Source organism: Gryllotalpicola protaetiae, assembly GCF_003627055.1.
GTDB classification, from domain to species: domain Bacteria; phylum Actinomycetota; class Actinomycetes; order Actinomycetales; family Microbacteriaceae; genus Gryllotalpicola; species Gryllotalpicola protaetiae.
The window spans coordinates 3,556,008-3,579,771 of record NZ_CP032624.1; the positions used below are offsets into that span (position 1 = coordinate 3,556,008).

Consider the following 23,764-nt stretch of genomic DNA (forward strand, 5'->3'; position numbering starts at 1 on the left):
CGTGCCAGGCATCCGTATTGGGGATGCCTGGCACGAGCCGCAGCGTGTGCTGGGGAAGACCTCTACGGCTTGGTCGCGATGTTGACGAGCTTGGGTGCGCGCACGATCACGTTGACGATCTTCTGCTCGCCCACCGCACGGGCAACCGCGGCCGAGGCGCGCGCGAGCTGCTCGAGCTCGTCGGCGCCGATCTTCGCCGGCACATCGAACCTGTCGCGCACCTTGCCGTTGACCTGCACGATCGCGGTCACGGTGTCCTCGACGAGCAGCGTCTGGTCGGCCTTGCGCCACTGCACGTTCGCCACGGTCGGCTCGTATCCGAGCAGCTGCCACATGTCCTCGGCGGTGTACGGAGCGAACAGGTTCAGCGACATCGCCACGACCTCGGCCGCCTCGCGCACAGCGGGGTCGGCGGGGCCGGGGCCCGAGTCGATCGCCTTGCGGGTCGCGTTCACGAGCTCGATGAGGCGGGCGACCACCACGTTGAACTTGAACGACTCGACGAGCCCGGGGGCGTCCGCGAGGAACCGGTGTGTCTGCTTCCGCAGAGCGAGGTCGCCGTCCTTCCAGATCGCGTCGGGCGACGACGTGACGTCGCGCGCCACGCGCCAGGCGCGCGCCAGGAACTTCGACGAACCCGTCACCGAGACGTCGGCCCAGTCGATGTCGTCCTCGGGCGGCCCGGCGAACGCCATCGTGACGCGCAGCGCGTCGGCGCCATACTCGCGCAGCTGCGAGGCGAACTCGACCAGGTTGCCCTTGCTCTTGCTCATCGCCGAGCCGTCCATGAGCACCTGGCCCTGGTTCAGCAGCGACATGAAGGGCTCTGTGAAGTCGACGTAGCCTTGGTCGAACAGCACCTTGGTGATGAACCGCGCGTACAGCAGGTGCAGGATCGCGTGCTCGACGCCGCCGACGTACTGGTCGACGGGCGCCCACTTGCCGGCCTCTGCCGGGTCGAAGGCGCGGGCGTCGTCGTTCGCCGACAGGAAGCGCAGGAAGTACCACGACGAGTCGACGAAAGTGTCCATCGTGTCGCTGTCGCGCTTGGCGGGGCCACCGCACTTCGGGCAGTCGACGTTCACCCAGTCCTCGGCAGCACCCAGCGGGCTGGAGCCCTTCGGGCGCAGGTCGAGCCCCGCGGCGTCCGGCAGCACGACCGGCAGCTGGTCCTCGGGCACCGGCACCTCGCCGCACTCCGCGCAATGGATGATCGGGATCGGCGTGCCCCAGTAGCGCTGGCGCGAGATCAGCCAGTCGCGCAGGCGGTAGTTCTTGGCCGCCCCGCCGATGCCGGACTGCGCGAGCGCCTCGGTGACCTTGGTGATCGCCGTGTTCTTGCTCAGCCCGTCGAACGGGCCCGAGTTGATCAGGCGCCCGACACCGGCGAGCGCTTCGCCGGTCTGCGCGGGGTCCGGCAGCACGGGGGGCAGCTCGTCGGGCACATCGTCGCCCGTGATCACGGGGATCGCGCCGGTCACGGGGGCGTTCACGTCGACAACGACCTTCACAGGCAGGCCGAAGGTGCGCGCGAAGTCGAGGTCGCGCTGATCGTGAGCGGGCACCGCCATGATCGCGCCGTGGCCGTATTCGGCGAGCACGTAGTCGGCAGACCAGATCGGGATGCGCTCGCCGGTCAGCGGATTCTTCGCGTAGCGCCCGAGGAACACCCCTGTCTTCTCGCGCTCGGTCGACAGCCGCTCGATCTCGGTCGCGCCGCGCACCTTCTCGAGGTAGGCGTTGAACTCGGCCTGCACCTCGACGGATGCCTCGGCCGCGAGCTCCTGCGCGAGATCGGAGTCGGGCGCGACGACCATGAACGTCACGCCGTACAGCGTGTCCGGGCGCGTCGTGTAGACCGGGATCGGCTCCGTGCGGCCCTCGATCGTGAAGCGCACGTCGGCGCCGACGGAGCGGCCGATCCAGTTCCGCTGCATCGTCAGAACGCGCGTCGGCCACGTGCCCTCGAGCTGGTTCAGGTCGTCGAGCAGGCGGTCGGCGTAGTCGGTGACCCGGAAGTACCACTGCGTCAGCTTCTTCTTCGTGACGAGGAAGCCGCACCGCTCGCAGTGCCCGTCGATGACCTGCTCGTTGGCGAGCACGGTCTGGTCGTTCGGGCACCAGTTGACGCTGCCGTCCTTGCGGTAGGCGATGCCCTTCTCATACAGCTTGAGGAACAGCCACTGGTTCCACTTGTAGTACTCGGGGTCGCTCGTGTGCAGCTCGCGCGACCAGTCGAAACTGGGCGCATAGATCTTGAAGCTCGCCTTCTGCTGGGCGATGTTGTCGTACGTCCACCCGCGCGGGTCGATGCCGCGCTTGATCGCGGCGTTCTCGGCCGGCAGGCCGAAGCTGTCCCAGCCGATCGGGTGCAGCACGTTGAAGCCCTGCTGCCGCCAGTACCTGGCGACGATGTCGCCGAAGCCGAACGCCTCTGCATGGCCCATGTGCAGGTCGCCGGAGGGGTACGGGAACATGTCGAGCACGTACTTGCGCGGCCGCTTGTCGGCCGGGTCGTCGGTCGCGAAGGGCGTGATGGCCTCCCACACGGGAGCCCATTTGTCCTGGATGGCGGCGAAGTCGTAGCGCTCCTCGCGCGCCTCGTCGCTCTCCCGCGTCACCGTCTGCTCGTCTGCCACGTGTGTCCCGTCTTCCGTGCTGCGTGGTGCGGCGCTGAGCGCCAACACTCAAGGTTACCGGAGCATGACGAACGCCCCCTGCGAGGGCAGGGGGCGTTCGCGAGCGGCGGATGCCTGCCTAGAAGCCGTTCGCCTTGACCCAGTCCTTCGCGATCTGCTGAGCGGACTGCTTGTCGACCGAGCTCTTGGTGTTGAGGTCGATCAGCACGTCGGTCGTGATCTTCGCCGAGAGCTTGTTCAGCGTGTCGGTGACCTTGCTGCTCGCGCTGGCGGTCGCGATCAGCGGGACGACGTTCTGAGCGCCGATGAGGTGCTCAGGGTCGGCGAGGGTGACCAGGTCGTTCTGCTTGATCGAGGGCGTCGTCGAGTAGATGTCCGCGAGCTGCACATCGCCGTCGAGCAGCGCCTTCAGCGTGTTCGGGCCGCCGCTGTCGCTGATCGGCGTGAGCGTGGCGTCGACGCCGTAGGTCGACTTGAGGCCGGGGATGCCGTAGGGCCGCGTCGCGAACTCGGGGTTCGCTCCGACCTTCAGTGGCGTCGTCACGTTCTTGAGATCGGCGAGGCTCTTGACGTTGTTGTCGTCGCTGAACTTCTTGGTGACGTTGTACGAGTCGGCGTCCTGGCCGGGCGACTGCTCGAGCACCTCTGCCTTGTCGGCGTCGAGCTTCCCCGAGCCGCCGCTCTTCGTGGCTGCCTGCAGCGCCGCGTAGACGTCGTCGCTCGAGGTCGCCGTGGCCGACGCGTCGAGGAACTGCAGCAGGTTGCCCGTGTACTCGGGAACCAGCTGGATCTCGCCGCTCTTGAGCGCCGCGATGTAGCGGTCGCGCTGGCCGATGTTCGGCTTCACGGCGGTCTTCACGCCGGCGTTGTCGAGAGCGTCTGCGTAGATGTAAGCGAGGATCTCGTTCTCGGGGAATGCGGCCGAGCCGATGGTGATGGTCTTGGACGAGCCCGTGCTGCCTGAGTCGTCGGAAGAGAGCGGGTTGCCGTTGGAGCAGCCCGTGAGCACGAGGGCTGCCAGGCCGAGAGCGCCTGCTGCGGCGATCAGGCCTTTTCTGGTGCGAGCCATGACGGATCCTTTCGGGGTGGTGATTGCGTCTTGGTGCGGATGTCGGCGGTACGCCCTGCCGTCACCCCACGTGGGGTGACGAGCCGCTGCACGATGGCGAAGAGCCCGTCGGCCAGCAGCGCAAGCACGATCACAAGAATCGAACCAGCCAGAAGCTGGGCGTAATCCTGATTGGGTAACGCATCGTAAAGAAAGCGGCCGAGACCGCCGAGGGGAAGGAAGGCGGCGACGGTCCAGGTGGCGATCACCTGAAGGCATGCTGAGCGGATTCCGCCGACGATCAGGGGCAGGGCCAGGGGGACTTCGACCTGCCAGAGCACGCCGGAGCCCGTGAAGCCGACGGAGCGCGCCGCATCGACGACCTCGCGGTCGACCGACTCGAGCCCGGAGTACGCGCCCGCGATGATCGGCGGCAACGCGAGGATCACGAGCGCGATGAGCGGCGGCAGGATGCCGATGCCGAGCCCCAGCGCGAGCAAGATGACGAGGCCGAGCGTCGGAAGAGCGCGCAGCGCGCCCGTGAACGGCACCACGATCTCGCGCCCGCGGCCCGTGTGTCCGATGTAGAGGCCGACGGGCAGCGCGATCACGATGGCGATGACGAGCGTGAGACCCGTGTAGCCGAGGTGCTCGAGAAGGCGTTGCGGGATGCCGGACGGGCCGGCCCAATGCACAGGGTCGACGAGCCATGCGAACGCGTCGGAGTAGGAGTTCATCGCAGCACCGCCGTCTCACTCTGCACCACGGCCAGATTCCGCGTCGCGCCGCCCTGCCGCCGGGTCCAGGGCATGAGCCAGCGGCCGAGCAGCACGAGCAGCACATCGAACGCCAGCGCGATCAGCACCGTGCCGATGATGCCGACCCACACCTCGGTCGGGAACGCCCGCTGATACCCGTCGAGGAAGAAGAACCCGAGGCTGTTGATGCCGATCACGGAACCGACCGTGACGAGCGAGACGGTGCTCACCGAGACGACCCGCAGGCCCGCGAGCAGCACGGGCCCCGCCAGCGGCAGCTCGACGCCGAAGAAGCGCCGCCACAGGCCGAAGCCGATCGCGGAGGCGGAGAGCTTCACATCGTCTGAGACTGCGGCGAGGGCGTCGGCCGTCGTGCGCACCATGAGCGCCACCGCGTAGAGCGTGAGAGCGATCTCGACGTTGATCGGGTCGAGGATGCGGGTGCCGATGAGCGACGGCAGCAGCGTGAACAGCGGCAGAGACGGGATCGCGTAGAGGATGCCGGCGATCGTCAGCACCACGCCGCGGCTGAGCCGGTACCGGTTGGCGACCCAGCCGATCGGGACCGAGATCAGGAAGCCGAGCACGATCGGCGGGATCGAGAGCCAGATGTGGGCCAGGCCGTATTCCGACACCTGGCTCCAGTTGGTGACGACCCAGTTCACCTCAGGATGCTCCTGGGACGGCCCGCCTCGATGAACTCCGCCACGAAGTCGTCGGCCGGGCTCTCGAGCAGTTCCGACGGCGTGCCGAGCTGGGCGATGGTGCCGCCCGGCTTGAACAGCACGACCTGGTCGCCGAGCAGGAACGCCTCATCGATGTCGTGCGTGACGAACACGACGGTCTTGTCGAGCTCGTGCTGCAGTCGCTTCAGCTCGGTCTGCAGCTCGACGCGCACGAGGGGGTCGACGGCGCCGAACGGCTCGTCCATCAGAAGGATGTTGGGGTCGACGGCCAGCCCGCGCGCAACGCCGACGCGCTGCTGCTGGCCGCCGGAGAGCTGTGCCGGGTAGCGGTCCGCGAGTTTGGCGTCGAGCCCGACGACCGTCATCAGCTCGCGAGCGCGCGCCCTGGCATCCGCCCTCTTCTCGCCGCGCAGCACCGGAACGGTCGCGATGTTGTCGACCACCGTGCGGTGCGGCAGCAGGCCCGAGTTCTGCATGACGTAGCCGATCGAGCGGCGCAGGGCGACCGGCTCGCGCGTCGCGATGTCGTCGCCGTCGATGAGGATCGTGCCGCTCGTCGGGTCGACCATGCGGTTGATCATGCGCAGAACCGTTGTCTTGCCGCTGCCCGAAGAGCCGACGAACACGGTGATCTGCCGCGGCGGGATCACCAGGTCGAGCTCGGACACAGCCAGAGTGCCATCAGCGAAGCGCTTCGTGACGGCGCGGAATTCGATCACGGGTCAATCGGACCACGGACCACCGACACTGGCAATGCTGTACGCAATACGCGTACATGCCGCATGCCCGGCGATCAGCTGTAGTAGTTGCTCAGATATGCGCTGATGACGGCGCGGGCCTCGGTGATGTAGCGCTCTTCGCCCTCTGGGTTCGACACGAAGGCGCGACCGACGAGCGCGTCGCCGATCTCGATGGCGATCGCGACCCGGAACACGAGCTCGTCGCCGGCCGGCAGGCCGAAGTCGCCCGAGAGCACCTCTGCGAGGCCGTGCGAGAGCGGCACCGTGTCGCCTGAGAACTCACCGGTCGCGTCGTTTCCGCGCTCGTCATCGGCGAAGCGGATGATGCGGAAACCCGGCTCGGTGCGGTACATCGTCGCGACCGCGTCGATCGAGCATTCGACGGCCTCGAGCCACGTGCTCGGGTGCACCTCTTCGATGCGCTGCACCACGGCGACGCGGAAGCGGCCGATCGCGCGCTCGCGCAGACCCTGCAGGAGGGCGATGCGGTCGGGGAAATACCGATAGACGGTGCCGATCGATGCATCCGCCCGCTCGGCCACCATGGCGGTCGTGAGGCGGTCGAAGCCGATCTCGTCGACGACCGCGGCTGCTGCGTCCAGCAGAGCGTCGACCCGGGCGGCGCTGCGCTCCTGGATCGGCTCGGTGCGGACGAGCGCGGCGAGCGAGCGCTCCGGATCTTTGGCGAGATCGTGAATAGGCACGGAAGTAGTGTCCCCTTCGATTGCTTCTGCGCAACGATTCTAGACCGTCAATTCCTGACGGCCCCTCACATCCGCATTCCTGAGTCGGCGCGTCGCGCAGGCATGTCAGACTCGTTGCGATGTCAACGCCCGGCCCCCACCCGCACCGCGCAGCGCAGTTCGACGACGCAGTCAACCGCTACCGCGCACGGCGGGCAAGGGCCAAGGGATTCCTGCCGACGGTCGTCCCGTACGCCGGCTACGGCGCGCCGAAGTGGGCGCGCGTGCTCGGGCGCGTCGTGCTCGCGCAGGATCCGGTGCCGGGCACGAGGCTCGGCGGCCAGTACCGCAAGCGAGAGGAGAGCGTGCGCGGCTGGCGCAGCTTCACGAGCGTGCCGATCAGCGACGTGCCTGTGATCGCCGAGATCGACGGCGTCGAGCATGCGCTGACACCCGACCGCGGTGGGGTGATCGACCAGGTCGTTCCCGTCGAGCTCGCGCCGGGCCGCCACGAGATCCGGCTGCGCCCGCAGGGCCTCGAGACCGCGAGTTCCGCGACTCTGCTCATCGTCGGCCCCGAGACCGAGTTCGGCGTGGTCAGCGACATCGACGACACCGTGATGGTGACGTGGCTGCCGCGCCCGCTGCTCGCTGCGTGGAACACCTTCGTGCTCGACGAGCACGCGCGGGTGCCGACGCCAGGAATGCCGGTGCTCTACGAGCGCATCCGCTCCGAGCACCGCGGGGCGCCGTTCGTCTATCTCTCGACGGGCCCGTGGAACGTCGCCCCGACGCTACGTCGCTTCCTGACCCGCAACATGTTCCCGTCGGGCCCGCTGCTGCTCACCGACTGGGGCCCCACGCACGACCGCTTCTTCCGCAGCGGCCGGGTGCACAAGGAGCAGAATCTCGAGCGGCTCGCGAGCGAGTTCCCGCACATCAAGTGGTTGCTCTTCGGCGATGACGGGCAACACGACGAGGCGATCTACAGCAACTTCATCGCGCAGCATCCCGACTCGGTCGCCGCCGTCGCGATCCGCCAGCTCTACCCGACCGAGGCGGTGCTCGCGGGCGGCCGCTCGAAGGCCGAGCGGCACAGCGAGGCGGGTGGCGTGCCGTGGGTGTACGCACCGGATGGCACGAGCATCTACCGCCAGCTGCGCGACCTCGGCTTCGTGGGCGGGCACCACGACGAGGGCCGGCGCGTCTGAGCCGCGCCGCCTGCACCTCGAGGCCCTAGTGGCGTGCTTCCGCCGCTTCCACGCTGCTCGGTAGCGTTGAGACGTGCGCTACCTCGACTCGCTGCGCGCTTCCGCCCGCGTCCCGCTGCTGCAGGCGGCCAAGATGGCGCTCGCAACCATCGCCGCATGGATCCTCGCGGGTCTCCTGATCCCTGGCCAGCTGCCCGCCTTCGCCGGGATCGCCGCCCTGCTCGTCGTTCAGCCGAGCCTCAACCAGTCGCTGTCGCGGGCGATCGAGCGCAGCATCGGCGTCATCGCGGGCGTCTTGGTCGCCTATGTGGTCGGCATCGTGTTCGGCAGCGGCTACTGGGTCGTGCTGCTCTCGATCGTCGCGGCGATCGCCGTCACCTGGGCGCTTCGCCTGACGCCGACGACCTCGGTGCAGGTGCCGATCAGCGCGATGCTCGTGCTCTCGATCGGCGCGACGACGCCCGGTTACGCGGTCGATCGCATCGTCGAGACCGTGATCGGCGCGGCGGTCGGCCTCGTGGTCAACGTCTTCGTGGTGCCGCCCATCGCCATCCGGCCGGCGCGCGAGTCCGTCGACGCGCTGCTCGACGAGATCGCCGACCGCATCGACGCGATCGCGGGCGCGCTCACGGCACCCCAGACCCCGTCGCGTCTCGATGAGCTGCTCCTGCTCGCCCGGCTGCTGCGGCCCATGCTCGAGAAGACGGACGCCGCGCTGAAGGCCGCAGACGACTCGCTGTCGATCAACCCGCGGCGCAATCGCCACGAGCCCGGGCTGAGCGAGGCGGTGGCGCTGCGGGATCGCCTGGCCAGTCTCGTGTCGCGAACGGCCGCGATGACCCGCACCCTGCACGACCGCTATGTCGACGAGCTGCCGGCCGAGCCCACGATCGCCGCGCTCGCGGAGGAGACCAGGCGGGCGGCTCACGACCTCAGGCTGCTGCGGCTCGTGCCGCGAGCGGATGCCGAGGAATCCGTCCATGAGCAGACGGAGCCGCCTGCCCTCACCGCCCCGCTCACCGTCGCCCGTCCGGACTCGACGCACTGGATCCTGATCGGTTCGCTGCTCGAGGACCTGCGCCGCATCCGCGAGGAGATCACGGGCGAGGAGCTGGCGTAGCGCGCTGCGCGACGAGGAACTCGTCGCGGATTCCGAGCCAGGAGACGACGGCGCCCGCGGCGAGCAGCACCGCCAGCACGATGATCGTGCGCTGCAGGCCGGCGAGGTCGAGGTGCTCCCCCACGATCACACCGGCGCAGGCGATCGCGACCAGCCCGGCGACGCGGGCGACGGCGTTGTTGATCGCCGAGGCGATACCCGCCTGCGCCGGCGGGATCGCGCCGAGGACCGCCGAGGTGAGCGGTGCGACGGTCATCGCGATGCCGACGCCGACGATGACCGTGCCCGGGAGCAGCTGGGTCCAGTAGTCGAACGGATCCCTGATCAGCAGCATCGAGAGGAACCCGGCAGCGACGATCAGCGGGCCGGCCGTCATGAACCAGCGGGCGCCCACCTTGCCCGCCATGCTGCCGAACCGGCCGGCGAGCAGCAGCGCTGCGAGCGTCGACGGCACGAGGGCGAGACCGGCGAGCGACGCGGCGAGGTGCGCGACCTGCTGCAGGTACAGCCCGACCATGAGCGGGCCGAGCGAGAACGCCGCGTAGATCGCGAAGGTCGCGACATTGCCGACGGCGAAGTCGTGCGCGCGGAAGATGGCGAGCGGCAGCATCGGCTGCCGCGCGCGGCGCTCGACCATGACGAACGCGACGCCTGCGGCGACCCCGATGGCCGCAGAGACGAGCACCACGGCATCCGCCCACCCACGTGTGCCCTGTTCGATGAGGGCGAAGACCACGCCGCCGAGCGCGACGGCGCCGAGAACCGCGCCTGGCACGTCGACGCGCGCGCCGGGGCGGGCGTGCGCCTTCGGCAACCGGCTCAGCAGCGTCAGCGTGACGGCGATCGGCAGCACGTTCACGGCGAAGACCCACCGCCACGAGAGCGTGTCGACGAACACCCCGCCGAGGAACGGGCCGATCAGCATGGCGACGCCGGTCAACGCCGTCCAGCGCCCGATCGCCCGAGACTGCGCCTCGCCGTCGAACGCCGAGATGATCATCGCGAGCGAGCTCGGAACGAGCAGCGCGCCCGCCACGCCCTGCAGCGCGCGGGCGGCGATCAGCACGCCGGCGGTCGGCGCGATCGCGCAGAGCACGGATGCCGCGCCGAAGCCGATCAGCCCGATGAACAGCACCCGGGTGCGGCTGAACAGGTCGCTGAGCGACCCGGCCACGAGGATGAGAGCGCCGAGCGTCACCAGATAGGCGTCGACGACCCACTGCTGCAACGCGAGGCCGCCGCCGAGCTCGCGCTCGATCGCGGGCAGCGCGACGTTGACGATGCTGCCGTCGAGGAAGGCGACGAACGACGCGAGGATCGCCACCAGCAGGACCGTTCGCTGCGTCACGACCTCAGTCAAGCACCGCCTGCGCTCCGCGACTGCGTGTGACCCCCGTGCGGGGGTCGACAGGATTTGCGCTCGCCCGCGTGTTCCGCGCCTGCGCGCTGTGCCGTCGTTTGTATGGTTGCGTGCGTATGCGTAGGACGAGAGTGACCCTTGGCGCCCTCGCGGTCGCGGTTGCGGCCGTGCTGGTGGTCGGCATCGGCGCCGCCGGCCCCGCTGCGGCCGACGAACAGTGGCCCACCGAGGCCGAGGTGCAGGCGGCGAAGCAGGACGCCGCGTCTTCGAAGGCCGAATACGCCAAGATCCAGGGCCTGGTGCAACAGAACCAGGCGGTGGCGGTCTCGGCGGCCACGACGGCCCTCGAGAAGCAGAACGACTACGCGAAGGCCGAGCAGGCCCTCCAGGACGCGAGCGCGAAGGCGGCGAGCCTTGAGGCCCAGGCGGACGCCGCGAAGCAGGCCTCGACGTCGGCGAACCGCCGCTTCGGCTCGATCGCATCGCAGCTCTACGTCGCGGGTGGGAACAGCGGGTTGACCACGCAGTTGCTGCTGAACCGCGGCGACGCGAAGCAGTTGCTCGACAAGCTGAGCGCGATGAGCCGGCTCACCGGCCTCGCCGCAGGCCTGCGCGACCACGCGTCGCAGCAGGCGAACGTCGCAGCCTCGCTTTCGGCGGAGGCAGCCGACGCGCGGCAGGCGAGACAGAAGCTCGCGGGCGATGCGCAGACCGCCCTGAAGGCGGCCCAGGATGCGCAGAAGAAGGCGGACGACGCGCTTGCGACGTCGCAGGCGCAGAGCAAGACCGCGTATGCGCAGATGGCGGAGCTGCAGCAGCAGAGCGCGGCGATCCAGCAGAAGTACGCGGAGTACCAGGCGTACCTCGCGGCGCTCGCGGCGCAGCGCGCTGCGCAGGGCGACAGCTCATACCTGTACCAGGTGTCGCGGAGCATCACGCCCGACCCACCGGCCGCCAAGGCCTACGCGCAGTCGCAGATGGGCCGCTACAACTGGGACGGCACGCAGTACGACTGCCTGCTGCAGCTGTGGACGCACGAGTCCGGCTGGCGGGTGAACGCCTACAACACATCGAGCGCCGCGTACGGAATCCCGCAGGCGTGGCCTGGTCAGAAGATGGCGACGTACGGCTCCGACTGGATGACGAGCTACGTCACGCAGATCAACTGGGGCCTCGCCTACATCAAGAGCTCCTACGGGAATCCCTGCGGTGCGTGGTCGTTCGAACTGTCCCACACGCCGAACTGGTATTGAACTGACACAAAAACCCTTAACCGGTTCCGTGCATTAGTCGCCGGATTCAGGCATGATTCCTATGCCACTCTCAATGTCGAGGTGGCAGCGAGAGTGTTCTCGCTTTACACAGCAATCGAAGGAGAGCGCGACGTGAAGCGCAGCTCAATGGTTTCGCTCGCTGTTCTTGCATCCGCGGCAGCATTGGTGCTGGCAGGGTGTTCGGGCAACGGCGACAACAACAGCAAGTCCGGCTCGGCCGCAAAGGCATCGTCGAAGACGGCCTGCGTCATCCTTCCCGACGCAGCGTCCTCCCCCCGCTGGGAAGGCATGGACCGGCCAGACTTGAAGCAGGCGCTCGAAAGCGCCGGGTTCAAGACCGACATCCAGAACGCGCAGGGCGACACCAGCAAGTACGCGACCATCGCCGACCAGGAACTGTCGAAGGGCTGCGGCGTGATGCTGCTCGTCGACTACAACGGCGCAGGCGTCTCGGTCGCGAAGAAGGCCAAGGCGCAGGGCATCCCGGTCATCGCCTACGACCGCCCGATCGCCGGCGCCGACTACTACGTGTCGTTCGACAACGAGAAGGTCGGCGAGCTCGAGGGCCAGGCGATCGTCGACGGTCTCAAGGCCGAAGGCAAGGACCCGGCGACGGCGACCGTCGTCTACATGGGCGGCGACCCGACCGACGGCAACGCGAAGATGTTCCACGACGGCGCTGCCGAGGTGATGACCGCAGCAGGCATCAAGCCGGCGAAGGAGCCGCCGGGGGTCTGGGACGGCGCCAAGTCCGCGACGAACTTCGAGCAGGCGCTGACCGCGCTCGGCGGCAAGGTCGACGCGGTCTGGGTCGCGAACGACACCAACGCAGCCGGAGTCATCTCGGTCCTCGACAAGAACAACCTGAAGGTGCCGGTCTCCGGTCAGGACGCCTCGACCGAGGGTCTGCAGAACGTCCTTCTCGGCAAGCAGACCGGAACCGTGTGGAAGCACGTCCCCGACGAGGCGAAGGCCGCGAGCGACCTCGCGATCCAGCTGCTGAAGGGTCAGAAGCCGAGCGTCGACAAGAAGCTCGACGACGGCACGCCGTACATCGCGGTCACGCCCGTTCTCGTCGGCCCGAAGGACGTCGAGAAGGTCGTCCAGGCCGGTGACGCCAAGGCATCCGATCTCTGCACCGGAGCCGTCGCCGCCGCCTGCGCCACCTACGGCGTCAAGTAGCAGTAGTCGGACACGTCCAGGCGGAGGGGTCGGGGCGCCGGTGAACCCGGCCTCCGGCCCCTCCCCTGTTCCTTCGAAAGGATTCCCAAAAATGGAAACTCCCATCATCGAACTGACGGGGGTCGTCAAGAGCTTCGGGCCGGTGAACGTGCTGCGAGGCGTCGAGCTGCGCGCCTACCCGGGCAAGGTCACGGCCCTCGTCGGCGATAACGGTGCCGGCAAGTCGACGCTCATCAAGGGCCTCGCCGGCGTGCAGCCGTATGACGAGGGCGAGGTGCGGTTCGAGGGCAAGCCCGTCTCGCTCACGCATCCGCGCGACGCGGCGGAGCTCGGCATCGAGGTCGTCTATCAGGACCTCGCGCTGTGCGACAACCTCGACATCGTGCAGAACATGTTCCTCGGGCGCGAGGAGCTGGTGGCCGGCACCTTCGACGAGGGCAAGATGGAGCGCCAGAGCTCTGAGGTGCTGAGGTCCTTGAACGTCCGCACCGTCAAATCGGTGCGACAGAAGGTCGCGTCGCTCTCCGGCGGCCAACGCCAGACCGTCGCGATCGCGCGGGCGGTGCTCAAGAAGGCCAAGGTCGTCATCCTCGACGAGCCGACGGCAGCCCTCGGCGTCGCCCAGACGGAGCAGGTGCTTAACCTCGTCCAGCGCCTCGCCAGCCAGGGCGTCGCGGTCATCATCATCAGCCACAACCTCGCCGACGTCTTCAAGGTCGCCGACTACATCAGCGTGCTCTACCTCGGCACGATGGTCGCCGAGGTGCCCACCGCCGAGACCACCTACGACGACGTCGTCGGGTACATCACCGGCAGCAGGACGTACACCCCGAGCGGAGCCCGAGCATGAGCGCGCCTGACACCAATACGACCACGCTCCTTCCGGAGCCGACGAACGATCTCATCGGCAGCGGGCAGGAGGGCGGGCTCGGCCAGCAGATCCGCTCCTGGGGCTCGCGCGTGCGCCAGGGCGACATGGGGGCGCTGCCCGCCGTCGCCGGCTTCATCGTGCTCAGCATCCTGTTCGCCTTCCTGAGCCCCTACTTCCTGACCGAGCGCAACTTCGCCAACCTGCTCACCCAGTCGGCCGAGCTGGTGATGCTCGGCATGGCGCTCGTGTTCGTCATCCTGCTCGGCGAGATCGATCTCTCCGCCGGTGTGACCGGCGGCCTCACGATGTGCATCTGGATCGTCCTGACGGATGTCACGAAGCTGAACTGGTTCCTCGCGCTGCTCATCGCGTTCCTCGCGGGCATCGCGATCGGCTCGTTCATCGGCTTCTTCGTGGCACGCGTCGGCATTCCGTCGTTCGTCGTCACCCTGGGCCTGTTCCTCGGCTTCCAGGGTCTCGAGCTGATCATCATCGGTACCGGCGGCAACTACCAGGTGCAGACGCCGGCGATCGTCGCGCTCATGAACAGCAACCTGCCGGTCTGGGGTGGCTGGCTCATGCTCGCGGTGTTCGTCGCACTGTCGCTCGGAACCGCATTCTGGGACCGCAGCCGCCGGAAGGCCGCGAACGTGCCGAACGGGCCGCTCACGCTCGTGCTGATCAAGTCGGGCGCTCTGCTGGTGCTCGGCGGCATCGCAGTGTTCCTGCTCAGCCAGGATCGCTCAGCGTCGATCATCGCGGTTCGTGGCGTTCCGATCGTCGTGCCGATCGTGCTCGCCGTGCTCTGGATCGGCACTTTCGTGCTCGACCGCACGAAGTTCGGCCGCTACATCTACGCTGTCGGCGGCAACGCCGAGGCCGCGCGCCGCTCCGGCGTCAACGTCATCCTGATCCGGTTCCTCGTGTTCGTGATCTGCTCGTTCCTCGCGGTCGGATCCGGCCTGTTCACCGCGGGCCGTGTCGGCTCGGTCGATGCGACCGCCGGCAAGGACATCGTCCTGTCGGGTGTCGCGGCGGCGGTGGTCGGCGGCGTCAGTCTGTTCGGCGGGCGCGGCCGGCTCGTGCACGCCGCCGTCGGCGCGCTCGTCATCACGGTCATCACGAACGGTCTCGGGCTGCTGAACCTGCCGTCCGGCCTCAACAATGTGATCGCCGGCGCGGTTCTGATCCTCGCCGCGACGATCGACGCGCTCTCCCGGCTCCGCTCTGGGGGCAGCCTGTTCAGGCGATAGCCGCAGGGCACGAGAAGGCGCCGGTGGACTTACGAGTCGGCCGGCGCCTTCTCGTTCGCCTCGGCGAGTGCGCGCTCCACCGCCTCCTGCACCCGCTCGTCCTCGCGGAGCTTGGCACGGGCGCGTCGCCGTCGCTGCAGCAGCGCGCCGGCGACGGCGAGAGCCGCGATGACCAGAATGATGAGCAGCAGCCCCCACGGCACTGCGGCGCCGGTCGCCGTGGCCGAGACCGCAGGCAACGGGTTCGTCGAGCCCGATGCGTCGACGAACTTTGGGGTGACGCTCGTCGTCGCGGTGAACCAGAATGCCGCAGCGACGCCGTGGATCGGCACGGTCACCTTCCAGCTCTCCCCCGGCAGCAGGCTGGGCGGGGCCGCGACATGCGCCGCCTTCGCGTGGAACAGGCCGAACGGCCCGCTCGCGGCGACCGACTGTGCGGCATCCATCGTCGTGTTGCCGGTGTTGCGGATCGTGTAGCTGAGCGTCGCGTCGCCGCTGGCGAAGGGGTTCAGGCCGCCGCGCCAGTGCGCGTGCGCGTCGGTGACGGCGAGCGCGGGCTGCAGCTCACCGCTGACGCGCAGTGAGATGCGGATGCCGAGACGCCGGTCGACCGCGATGCCCTGCGCCTGGTCGGGCTGGGTCAGCGTGGTGACGATGCCGCCGGCATAGTCACCCGGCGCACTGCCCTTCGGCACACTGATGGTGAACGGCACCTCGGCGGTCGCCCCCGGTGCGACGGCGACCGATTGAGCGGATGCCTGTGCCCATGCCCCCACCCCGTGCTGCCTCTGGTCTGCGCGCAGCAGATCGAGCTGCCCTGCGCCGGTCGTGAACCCGTCGGCGGCGTACACGCCGAGCTCGAGGGGCTCGTCGCCCTGGTTCGCCACCGTGATCGCGTCGGTGAGAGAGCCGCCCGGGCTCACGGTGTAGTGAAAGCTCGTTCGGGCGGCGCCGTAGTCGTTCGAAGCCGTCCGCACCGCCCAGGTGACGTCGTCGCCCGCGGCGTCGGCGGCGGGCGCGACGAGAAGTGTGATGGCCGCCGTGAGCGCGGCGGTGGCGAGGGCGATGGCCTTTTTCGCGTGCATGGGGGTCCTGGGTTTCCGGGTCGAGAACGGCGAAGGCCCGGTGCGGGCGGGTGTGCGTGCCCCACCCGCACCGGGTCGTCGGTTTCGGCTTCTGGGCGAGGGCTACTCGCTCAGAGCCGTGATGGTGAGCGTGCCGCGGTAGCTGCCCTTGCTCACGCTGGTCGGGACTTTGAGGTCCAGATCCGCGCCGAGCTTGGCGGTGCCGCGCGCGTGACCCTGTGCCGCCGAGCCGAGACCGCGCGAGACGGACAGGCCGTCACCGCCGTCGAAGCCCGACTGCACGGGCTGTCCCGCCGCGGCGCCCGCGCCGCTCTGGGCGAGCGCCGGCGACCAGCCGAGGTACTTCCCCGAGAAGGTGTTGGCGCCGTCGCGGAAGTCGGTCACGCTGGCCGAGATCGACCAAGGCGCGAGAGAGCGGCGGGTGTCGGTGACTGCGATCGGGTTGATCTCGCCCTGCGCCTCGAAGTAGTCGCCGAGGCTCTCGGTCGCGGTGCCCAGGTTCACGAGGCCATTGCGGCCATCGATCGTCCAGCCGAAGTCGCCGGGGGCGGTTTCGGGCAACGTCACCTGGATGTCCTGGCCATTGCCGTGGTTCGGGTGGATCGTCACCGCGTCCACGATCGACCCGACGGGCTGGGCTGGTGACGCGCCGCTGTTCGGGCCGCACCACGGGACATTGCCGCGCTCGACCGCGGCGTTGGGCGCCGCGCAGGTGCCGCTGCGGATGTCCTGCACGACCAGCTGGTCGGGCTGCACCGACACCTTCACGTACGTGCGCACGTGCTCCTGGTTCTCGACCGAGTTGTACCAGTAGTCCTGCGGCTTCAGGGGGTCGGCGCCGTTGCCTGCGCCGCTCGTCCCGCTGTTGTCCGGCGTGGTGAGATCGTAGTACTTCGAGCCCGATGCCGAGTTCGCGGTCACGTACACGACGCCGCCGGGGCCCGTGAACACGTCGGCGTCGCCGGGCTGCTCGTCCGGGTTCGCCTTCGCGCCGTTCTTGATCTCGTAGCTGCGCGAGTAGCTGTGGTCGTGGCCCTGCAGCACAAGGTCGACGCCGAGGCGGGAGAACGTGGTCGGGAAGTCCACGCGGCGCACCTTGTTGTCGGCGTCCTTCGCGTGGTCGGCCGGCGAGTAGATGGCGTGGTGGTAGACGAGGACCGTGTACTTCGCGTCGCCGCCGTGCTGGTTCACGACGGAGGTGACGTACGCGAGGTGTGCGGCGTCGCCGCCGCCTCCCTGCGAGGTGGCGTAGCTGTTGCTGTTCAGGTCGATGAACAGCACGTCCTTGTAGATGTACCAGTAGTCCCCGCCTGAGCTGGCGCCGCTCGGCTTGCCGTCCACGTAGTACGCCGCACTGCGGTCGGTGTTCGGCGTGGCGAGGTGCTGCTCGTACGCTTTGCCGCCGACGTCGTGGTTTCCGATGGTCGCCGCCCACGGGTACTGGCGCAGCTTGTCCGAGCCGAGGAACGCGTCCCACTGGGACTCCGTGTTCGCGGTCTCGACCTGGTCGCCGCCCGAGACGAGCAGCTCGGCGTTGGGGTTCGCGGCGAGCGACACATCGAGCGTGTCGGCCCAGCCTGCGCCGTCCTTCGCGGTGTCGCCCGACGAGCCGATCTGCGGGTCGCCGTAGAACAGGAAGTCGAACGGGCCGTCGAAGGACTGCGTCTTGAAGGCGTACGTCGTCGACCAGTTGCCGTCGCTGCCGACGCGGTAGGAGTACTGCGTGTTCTCCTGCAGCCCGTCGAGTGTGGCGTGGCGGTTGAAGCCGCCGCTCGAGGCGATGTTCGCCGCCCCGAGCGCTGCGAAGCTCGCCGCCCCGGCAGGGAAGTCGCCGTTCACCAGTGCGCTGGTGGGGGCGAGCTGCACCGACTGGGCGGTGTCGGCGGAGGAGTACCAGGTGACGATGCGCTGGGACTCCGAGGCGCCGACGCCCAGGATGATGCCGGTGAGGTTGGCGGGGGCCGCGTCGGCTGCGAAGGCAGGCGCGACGGCGACACCGCCGAGGGCGCAGGTCGCGCCGAGCGCGACTGCGGAGAGGAACACGGTCGCTCGGCGGCGGCCGCGGCGCAGCATGTGCGTTGCCGCGGTGTGTGGCATGGGTTGATCCGTTCTCTTCGATGGGGTGGAACTTCTCAGGGGAAAAGAGATCTTGGGCGCCTCACAGGCCGAGAACGCGTTGGACGAACCAGACGAGGCCGGCGATGGAGACTCCGGTTGCGATCACGACGGTCACCCAGATAAAGAGGCGGGGTGAGCGGTGCCGCAGGAGGGCGAGCAGCGGGAAGACGAGCGCGATGATCGAGAGCTGCACGACCTCGATGCCGACGTTGAAGACGAGCAGCGACCACAGCAGGGTCCACGACCAGGGCTCGTCGATGCCGAGCGCGCTCGCGAAGCCGAGCCCGTGAACCAGCCCGAAGACGAACACGACGCCGAGGCGCAGCCAGCCCGGGCGGTCGAGCCCCAGCGGGCCGCGGGCGATGTCGAGCCGTGCGGCATCCGCCCGCCCCTGCCACAGCCGCAACAGGTACCAGACCGCAACCGCGGTGATCGACAGCGCGATGATCGGCTCGACGACACTCGACGGCGCACTCACGAGGTGCGTGGCGGCGAGGATGAACGTCACTGAGTGCGCGATCGTGAACGTCGTGGCGGCGTAGACGACCTCGCGCAGCCGTCGGGAGCCGGCGATCAGCGCAAGCAGGAACAGGATGTGGTCGATGCCGGTGAGCAGGTGCTCCGAACCGAGCCTGAAGAACTCCCAGAATCTCTCGCCCGTGCTCTGCTCCGTCGAGAACGACGGCTGCTGAGCATCGAGTGCGGCGCTGCCCGAGTGCGTGTCGAGGTTGTAGGTCAGCACTGTCTTGGTGTCGCGAACGTAGCCCTCCGCGTCGGGGAACAGCGTGCTGCCGATGACGTGCGCAGAGCTCGGCTTCGGGCAGGCATAGTCGAACACGACCGTCGCGTACGGCGCCCCGTCGCGCTGCTTCATCGCCACGCTGCCGTCGATCTTCGGCGTGCACGCCGAGCCTGCCGACATCACCGTGAACCGCTTCGAGACATAGCCGAGCACGGTGTCCGAATGATTCTCGAGCGCACCCGCCTCGGCCGCCTCATCCCTGTGGTCGAACGCCGGCTGTCCCTCCTGGAACAGGCCGTCGTCATTCTGCGCGTCTGCGGCAGACACGACCAGCAAGTCGTACTCGAGGTCGAGTGCGGCGCGGACATGGCCCGAGCGGTCACCGGCGACCGTCGCGTAGACCACGGAGGTGAAGCCATGGGCCGACGCGGGCGCAGAGGCGATGAGGCCGAATGCGACGACGGCGACGGCGACGAGCAGGGTCACGAGGACCCCGCGTGCTCGGGCAGGCATGGAACTCCTTCGGGTTGGCTATGACCATTCAGGGCGTTTATTAACGGATTCCTGTCCCCATGCGAACGGAAGTGGAACGACCGCCGGATCGGTCGTGAGCGCCGTCTCGCGTCGGCGAAAGTAGTGACGTGCCCCGCGCCGTCATCGCCGCTCTCACGGCGGCCCTCGCCTCCGCCCTGCTCACCGGCTGCGCCGCCTCCGACTGGAGTGCGCCGCACCCGGCCCCGACCGCGGTCGGCGAGCCGGCGGTGGGATTCGCCCCGGCGACCACCCCGAGCCCGGAGGCGACCGTCGACCCGGCGCCAGGGTCGTGGAACGCCGTGCACCCGTCTCCCGGCATGCGTGCCGCGCTCGTCAGCGCGGGCCACGACGGGCCCACCAAGGCGCTGGTGGCCGCCGTCGTCGCGTGGGCGGATGCAGAAGACGTCGAGCTGCGCATCGTGAAGGCCGACGACGATCTCGTCGGCGGCATCGTCACAGCCATGCGGCTCAACCCCGACCTGGTCGTGAGCGTCGGGAACGACCTCGTCGACCCGCTCGCGACCGTGACGGCGAACCACCTCGACCAGCAGTTCCTCATCGTCGGCGCCGAGGTCGCCGAGCCCACCGCGAACGTCACCGCGGTCGACTGGGCGGGGGCGTCCTTCCGCGGCGAGGGTCTCGGGATGTCGTCACGCTACGACCCCCGCAGCTTCACGGCCGAGCGCTGCGGTCGTGGCATCCGCGCCGGTGTTGCCGCGGTTCTCACCGGAATGACCGGTGTCGTGCTCTGGCTCCGGTGACCACGCAGCCCTACACTCCGAAGTGTGTCAGCGACTCAAAGTGAAAGCGCGGGGTTCTATCGCCTGAACTGGCTGCAGCGGATCGGTTTCGGTGCGGGTGATCTCGCCCAGAACTTGATCTACAACACGATCGCCACCTACCTGCTGTTCTTCTATACGCAGGTCTTCGGCCTGGGGGCCGGAGTCGCGGCGACGATGTTCCTGATCGTGCGGATCATCGACGCGGTCTGGGCTCCGCTCGTCGGCACGTTCATCGACAAGCACACGACACCGTGGGGCCGCTATCGTGGCTGGCTCATCCTGGCCGGCATCCCGACGGCGGGTTTCGGCGTGCTCGTCTTCTGGGACGGATTCTCGGGCTCTCTGCTCTATGCGTACGTCATGTACATCGGTCTTGAGCTCGCATACACCCTGCTCAACGTCCCGTATGGCGCCCTCAACGCCTCGCTGACGCGGGACAATCACGAGATCTCGGTGCTGACCACCACCCGCATGTTCATGGCGAACATCGGCGGCCTCGTCGTCGCGTTCGGCGTGCCGGTGATCGTGCAGGCCATCGCCCCGAACAACGAGTGGGGTGTGCCTGCGGCGGCCGGCGCGTGGCTTGCGACGATGTCGATCCTGATCGTGATCGGGTTCCTCATCCTGATCTTCTGCTTCACCCAGACCAAAGAGCGCGTCGTCATGGACGCGTCCCTCCAGGACGAGGTGAAGATCACCGACCTCGCGGTCGAGTTCCGCCGCAATCGCCCGCTGCGCACGCTCGCGTTCTTCTTCGTCACCGCCTTCGCGATGATGGCGGTCGGCAACTCGGGCGCCGCCTTCTACATGACGGAGGTCGTGAAACGGGAGGATCTCGCGGGGCTGTTCAATGCGTTGGGAGTCCTGCCCGCGTTCGTCTTCCTGCCTCTCGTCCCGATGATCAGGCGCCGCATCGGCAAGCGCCCCCTGTTCATCGCGTTCCTTCTCATCGGCATCATCGGGCTCGCGATGCTGTACTTCATCCCGAACCCGCACGAGAACGTGGCGTGGGTGATGGTCGCCCAGGTCGTGCGCTCCATCGGCGTCATCGTCGCCACCGGGTACATGTGGGCGTTGGTACCCGAGGTGATCTCTTACGGCGAGTGGAAGACGGGGCGCCGGATCTCGGGCATCGTCAACGCGCTGACCGGCATCTTCTTCCGCGCCGGCTTCGCCCTCGGCGGGGTCGTGCCCGGGATCGTCCTCGCGCTCACCGGGTTCGTCACGGATTCCGCACAGCAGAGCGCACGGACCCAGCAGGGCATCCTCTGGCTCGTGTCCGTCATCCCCGCGATACTGCTGATCCTCGCCGTCTTCATCATCAGCCGCTACGACCTCAGCGACGCCCAGCTCGTGCAGATCAATCGCGAGATCGAGCAGCGTCAGCGCGAGGGCAGCGCCGAGGGCACCGATCGAACGCCTGCTCTGCCGAACTCGTCGCTCGCCGATCCAGCCTTCACAGGTTCGCTAGACATCACACAGCGGGCCCCCGGAAACGAGAAGACCCCGGGTACGTGACCCGGGGTTCTCGCTTCATGTGGTGGATCTGAGGGGACTCGAACCCCTGACCCCCTGCATGCCATGCAGGTGCGCTACCAGCTGCGCCACAGACCCGTTTGCGTGGCCGAATAAATCGGCACTGGCCGCTCTCGCGGCAACCCGTTCAGCTTACTACAGAGGCTGGCGGCTCATGAAATCGAGGGGCACCACGGGGCAGTCGCGCCAGAGCCGCTCAAGCGAGTAGTACTGCCGATCCTCCTGGTGGAAGACGTGCACGACGAGGTCGCCGAAGTCGAGCAGCACCCAGTGGCCCTGCTCCTTCCCCTCGCGGCGCAGAGTCCTCACACCGGCCTCGTTCAGGGCGTCCTCGACGCCGTCGGCGATGGCGACGACGTTGCGCTCCGAGTTCCCCGAGACGAGCAGGAAGATGTCGGTGAGCGGCAATGGGCCGCTAACGTCGAGCGCGACGAGGTCTTCGCCGGCCTTCGAGTCGGCTGCCACCGCAGCCAGTTGGAGCAGCTCTCGGGCCTGGGCGGATGCCGTCATGCAGTGATCTCTCTGACCTAGAAGACGTGGAAGACGAACCCGGCGATGACCGCGCCGATGACGCCGAGTGCGGCGACGCCGCCTGCCGACACACCGATGATCGCGCCGACCTTGTGGCTCGTCTTCTTGGGGGGAACGATGTTGGGGCTCGCCGAGGGCGCGTGCGTCGCGATCGCGCGGGTCGCGGCCACAGGCTCGACGCTCGAGTTCGGCGCGAGGTCGCGATCGTGCTGATCGAGCAGGCGATCGATGTCTGAGCCGTCGAAATGACCCTGGACCTGACCGGTCGAGCCGAGACCGCGGGGCAGATCGATCGACCCCGTCAGCAGGATCTCACCGGTCGCATTGAGCGGCCCGGTCATATCGACGGCCGACGGGACGATGGGGATGATCAGCGCGTTCGACGCGGTGGTGGCCCCGGACGACTCCACCGAACGGATGTGCGCGTCGGTGACACCGGAGGCGATCACGTCGTCAAAGCTCTCGTTCGCGCCGAGCGACCAGTGACCGGTCGGCGGCTGATATGCGCGCACTTCCCCCGTCGTGAGCCCGACGGGGACGTCGTCGATCACCTCGGGGGTCGCCGCGGTGAACGCAGCGGGGATCTCGGGCTCAGGGGCAGCCGCGATCACCGGCGGCTGCGGCAACGGCAGCGCTGCGATGGGGAGCGCCGCGACCGGCACGGCGGCGATGGGTGCGGATGCTGGCGCCGCAGGCTGTTGCGGCTGCTCGACGTCTTCCACAGGAGCCGACTGGATCTCCTCAGCCTGCTGCAGCGCACGGAGCTGGCGGCGCGTCAGCGGGACCACGGGCGCTGGCGGCGGGGCGTCGGTCGAGAGCACCGGTCGCAAGTCGGCGGGAACGGGTGCGGGCGTCGCCGGCACCGCAGCCGAGAAGGGCAGTTCGACGGCGGGAACCTGCTGCTCGCCGGTCGTTGCCTCTTGAGAGGCCCGCTCCATCTCGCGGAGCTGACGGCGCGTCAGCGGCTGCTGCTGATCCTGCCTCAACGTCATGCCACGCTCCGATACAGATGGTGCTTGGAGATGTACTGGACAACGCCGTCAGGAACCAGGTACCAGACGGGGAAGCCCCTGCTCACCCGGCTGCGGCAATCCGTGGAGGAGATCGCCAGTGCCGGAACTTCCAACAAGCTTACGTCGCCCGTCGGCAAACCTGTAATGCTCAGTTCATGTCCCGGACGACTCACAGCGACGAAATGGGCCAATTCCCAGAGCTGTTCGACGTCGTGCCAGGTGAGGATCTGGGCGATCGCGTCGGCCCCTGAGATGAAGTAGAGCTCGTCGTCAGGTCGCTGCGACTTGAGGTCGCGCAGGGTGTCGATCGTGTAGGTCGGGCCCGGGCGGTCGATGTCGACGCGACTCACGGTGAAGCGGGGGTTGGACGCCGTCGCGATGACGGTCATCAGGTAGCGGTGCTCGGCGGCACTCACCGGGCCCTTCTGCCACGGCTGGCCGGTGGGGACGAAGACGACCTCGTCGAGCCCGAACGACTGGGCCACCTCGCTCGCGGCGACCAGGTGGCCGTGGTGGATCGGGTCGAAGGTTCCGCCCATGACCCCGACGCGTCGGCGGCCGAGCTGAGGCGCGACCATGTGCTCTGGCGGCCGCAGGC

The 23,764-nt window shown here is 68.4% G+C and carries 21 protein-coding genes and 1 tRNA gene; 8 read left to right on the forward strand and 14 right to left on the reverse strand.

The window, feature by feature from the left end:
• Window positions 1-62 precede the first annotated feature (62 nt).
• The 6 genes from leuS to D7I44_RS17360 all read right to left on the reverse strand — a co-directional run bounded on the left by leuS (window position 63) and on the right by D7I44_RS17360 (window position 6,575).
• Entirely contained in the window at window positions 63-2,621 is a 2,559-nt protein-coding gene (gene leuS, locus D7I44_RS17335) for a leucine--tRNA ligase (protein WP_181445632.1), read from the reverse strand.
• A 136-nt stretch (window positions 2,622-2,757) separates the two neighbouring features.
• On the reverse strand, window positions 2,758-3,708 hold the full coding sequence (locus tag D7I44_RS17340) for an ABC transporter substrate-binding protein (protein ID WP_120790629.1): 951 nt from the start codon (window positions 3,706-3,708) through the stop codon (window positions 2,758-2,760).
• Complete coding sequence (locus D7I44_RS17345) at window positions 3,684-4,424, reverse strand: ABC transporter permease (RefSeq protein ID WP_120790630.1); 741 nt, start codon at window positions 4,422-4,424, stop codon at window positions 3,684-3,686. Before D7I44_RS17345 ends, D7I44_RS17340 begins: the two co-directional genes overlap by 25 nt.
• Window positions 4,421-5,110, reverse strand: coding sequence for an ABC transporter permease (locus D7I44_RS17350; RefSeq protein WP_120790631.1), 690 nt, complete (start codon window positions 5,108-5,110; stop codon window positions 4,421-4,423). The genes D7I44_RS17345 and D7I44_RS17350 overlap by 4 nt, the downstream gene beginning before the upstream one ends.
• On the reverse strand, window positions 5,107-5,850 hold the full coding sequence (locus tag D7I44_RS17355) for an ABC transporter ATP-binding protein (RefSeq protein ID WP_120790632.1): 744 nt from the start codon (window positions 5,848-5,850) through the stop codon (window positions 5,107-5,109). Before D7I44_RS17355 ends, D7I44_RS17350 begins: the two co-directional genes overlap by 4 nt.
• Before the next feature lie 74 nt (window positions 5,851-5,924).
• The gene (locus D7I44_RS17360; protein WP_120790633.1) at window positions 5,925-6,575 is read right to left on the reverse strand and encodes a TetR/AcrR family transcriptional regulator; all 651 of its coding nucleotides are present in this window, start codon (window positions 6,573-6,575) and stop codon (window positions 5,925-5,927) included.
• Window positions 6,576-6,694: 119 nt separating this feature from the next.
• Between D7I44_RS17360 and D7I44_RS17365 the strand changes: the two genes are divergently transcribed.
• Together D7I44_RS17365 and D7I44_RS17370 are read left to right on the forward strand one after the other, a co-directional pair.
• Window positions 6,695-7,765, forward strand: coding sequence for an App1 family protein phosphatidate phosphatase (locus tag D7I44_RS17365; protein WP_120790634.1), 1,071 nt, complete (start codon window positions 6,695-6,697; stop codon window positions 7,763-7,765).
• Window positions 7,766-7,838: 73 nt separating this feature from the next.
• The gene (locus D7I44_RS17370; protein WP_162940350.1) at window positions 7,839-8,885 is read left to right on the forward strand and encodes an FUSC family protein; all 1,047 of its coding nucleotides are present in this window, start codon (window positions 7,839-7,841) and stop codon (window positions 8,883-8,885) included.
• Here D7I44_RS17370 and D7I44_RS17375 read toward each other — a convergent pair.
• A complete protein-coding gene (locus D7I44_RS17375) occupies window positions 8,863-10,233 on the reverse strand; it encodes an MFS transporter (RefSeq protein ID WP_245979794.1) in 1,371 nt (456 codons plus the stop codon). The two genes, D7I44_RS17370 and D7I44_RS17375, sit on opposite strands and share 23 nt — an antisense overlap.
• 143 nt (window positions 10,234-10,376) lie before the next feature.
• Between D7I44_RS17375 and D7I44_RS17380 the strand changes: the two genes are divergently transcribed.
• From D7I44_RS17380 to D7I44_RS17395, 4 genes are all read left to right on the forward strand, one after another.
• The gene (locus tag D7I44_RS17380) at window positions 10,377-11,498 is read left to right on the forward strand and encodes a coiled-coil domain-containing protein (protein ID WP_181445584.1); all 1,122 of its coding nucleotides are present in this window, start codon (window positions 10,377-10,379) and stop codon (window positions 11,496-11,498) included.
• Window positions 11,499-11,630: 132 nt separating this feature from the next.
• Window positions 11,631-12,701, forward strand: a complete 1,071-nt coding sequence (locus D7I44_RS17385; protein ID WP_120790637.1) for a sugar ABC transporter substrate-binding protein — start codon at window positions 11,631-11,633, stop codon at window positions 12,699-12,701.
• Between the two features lie 91 nt (window positions 12,702-12,792).
• Entirely contained in the window at window positions 12,793-13,551 is a 759-nt protein-coding gene (locus D7I44_RS17390) for an ATP-binding cassette domain-containing protein (protein ID WP_120790638.1), read from the forward strand.
• Window positions 13,548-14,825 (forward strand): sugar ABC transporter permease, encoded by a 1,278-nt coding sequence (locus D7I44_RS17395; RefSeq protein ID WP_120790639.1) that lies wholly within the window; start codon window positions 13,548-13,550, stop codon window positions 14,823-14,825. The genes D7I44_RS17390 and D7I44_RS17395 overlap by 4 nt, the downstream gene beginning before the upstream one ends.
• Before the next feature lie 29 nt (window positions 14,826-14,854).
• Here D7I44_RS17395 and D7I44_RS17400 read toward each other — a convergent pair whose 3' ends face one another.
• The 3 genes from D7I44_RS17400 to D7I44_RS17410 all read right to left on the reverse strand — a co-directional run bounded on the left by D7I44_RS17400 (window position 14,855) and on the right by D7I44_RS17410 (window position 19,283).
• On the reverse strand, window positions 14,855-15,910 hold the full coding sequence (locus tag D7I44_RS17400; RefSeq protein ID WP_120790640.1) for a WxL protein peptidoglycan domain-containing protein: 1,056 nt from the start codon (window positions 15,908-15,910) through the stop codon (window positions 14,855-14,857).
• 102 nt (window positions 15,911-16,012) lie between these two features.
• Window positions 16,013-18,007 carry a purple acid phosphatase family protein gene (locus tag D7I44_RS17405; RefSeq protein ID WP_120790641.1) on the reverse strand — a complete coding sequence of 665 codons (1,995 nt, stop codon included), beginning with the start codon at window positions 18,005-18,007 and terminating at the stop codon, window positions 16,013-16,015.
• A 61-nt stretch (window positions 18,008-18,068) separates the two neighbouring features.
• Window positions 18,069-19,283, reverse strand: coding sequence for a HupE/UreJ family protein (locus D7I44_RS17410; protein ID WP_120790642.1), 1,215 nt, complete (start codon window positions 19,281-19,283; stop codon window positions 18,069-18,071).
• Window positions 19,284-19,411: 128 nt separating this feature from the next.
• Here D7I44_RS17410 and D7I44_RS17415 point away from each other — a divergent pair, with 128 nt between their 5' ends.
• A complete protein-coding gene (locus tag D7I44_RS17415) occupies window positions 19,412-20,065 on the forward strand; it encodes a type 1 periplasmic-binding domain-containing protein (protein ID WP_181445585.1) in 654 nt (217 codons plus the stop codon).
• A gap of 24 nt (window positions 20,066-20,089) precedes the next feature.
• On the forward strand, window positions 20,090-21,604 hold the full coding sequence (locus D7I44_RS17420; RefSeq protein ID WP_120790643.1) for an MFS transporter: 1,515 nt from the start codon (window positions 20,090-20,092) through the stop codon (window positions 21,602-21,604).
• A 20-nt stretch (window positions 21,605-21,624) separates the two neighbouring features.
• Here the strand turns inward: D7I44_RS17420 and D7I44_RS17425 are convergent.
• From D7I44_RS17425 to nadD, 4 genes are all read right to left on the reverse strand, one after another.
• A tRNA-Ala gene (locus D7I44_RS17425) sits at window positions 21,625-21,700 on the reverse strand.
• 57 nt (window positions 21,701-21,757) lie between these two features.
• Window positions 21,758-22,132 carry a ribosome silencing factor gene (gene rsfS, locus D7I44_RS17430; RefSeq protein ID WP_120790644.1) on the reverse strand — a complete coding sequence of 125 codons (375 nt, stop codon included), beginning with the start codon at window positions 22,130-22,132 and terminating at the stop codon, window positions 21,758-21,760.
• 17 nt (window positions 22,133-22,149) lie between these two features.
• On the reverse strand, window positions 22,150-23,145 hold the full coding sequence (locus D7I44_RS17435) for a hypothetical protein (protein ID WP_120790645.1): 996 nt from the start codon (window positions 23,143-23,145) through the stop codon (window positions 22,150-22,152).
• Window positions 23,142-23,744 (reverse strand): nicotinate-nucleotide adenylyltransferase, encoded by a 603-nt coding sequence (gene nadD / locus D7I44_RS17440; protein ID WP_120790646.1) that lies wholly within the window; start codon window positions 23,742-23,744, stop codon window positions 23,142-23,144. Before nadD ends, D7I44_RS17435 begins: the two co-directional genes overlap by 4 nt.
• Window positions 23,745-23,764: the final 20 nt, after the last annotated feature.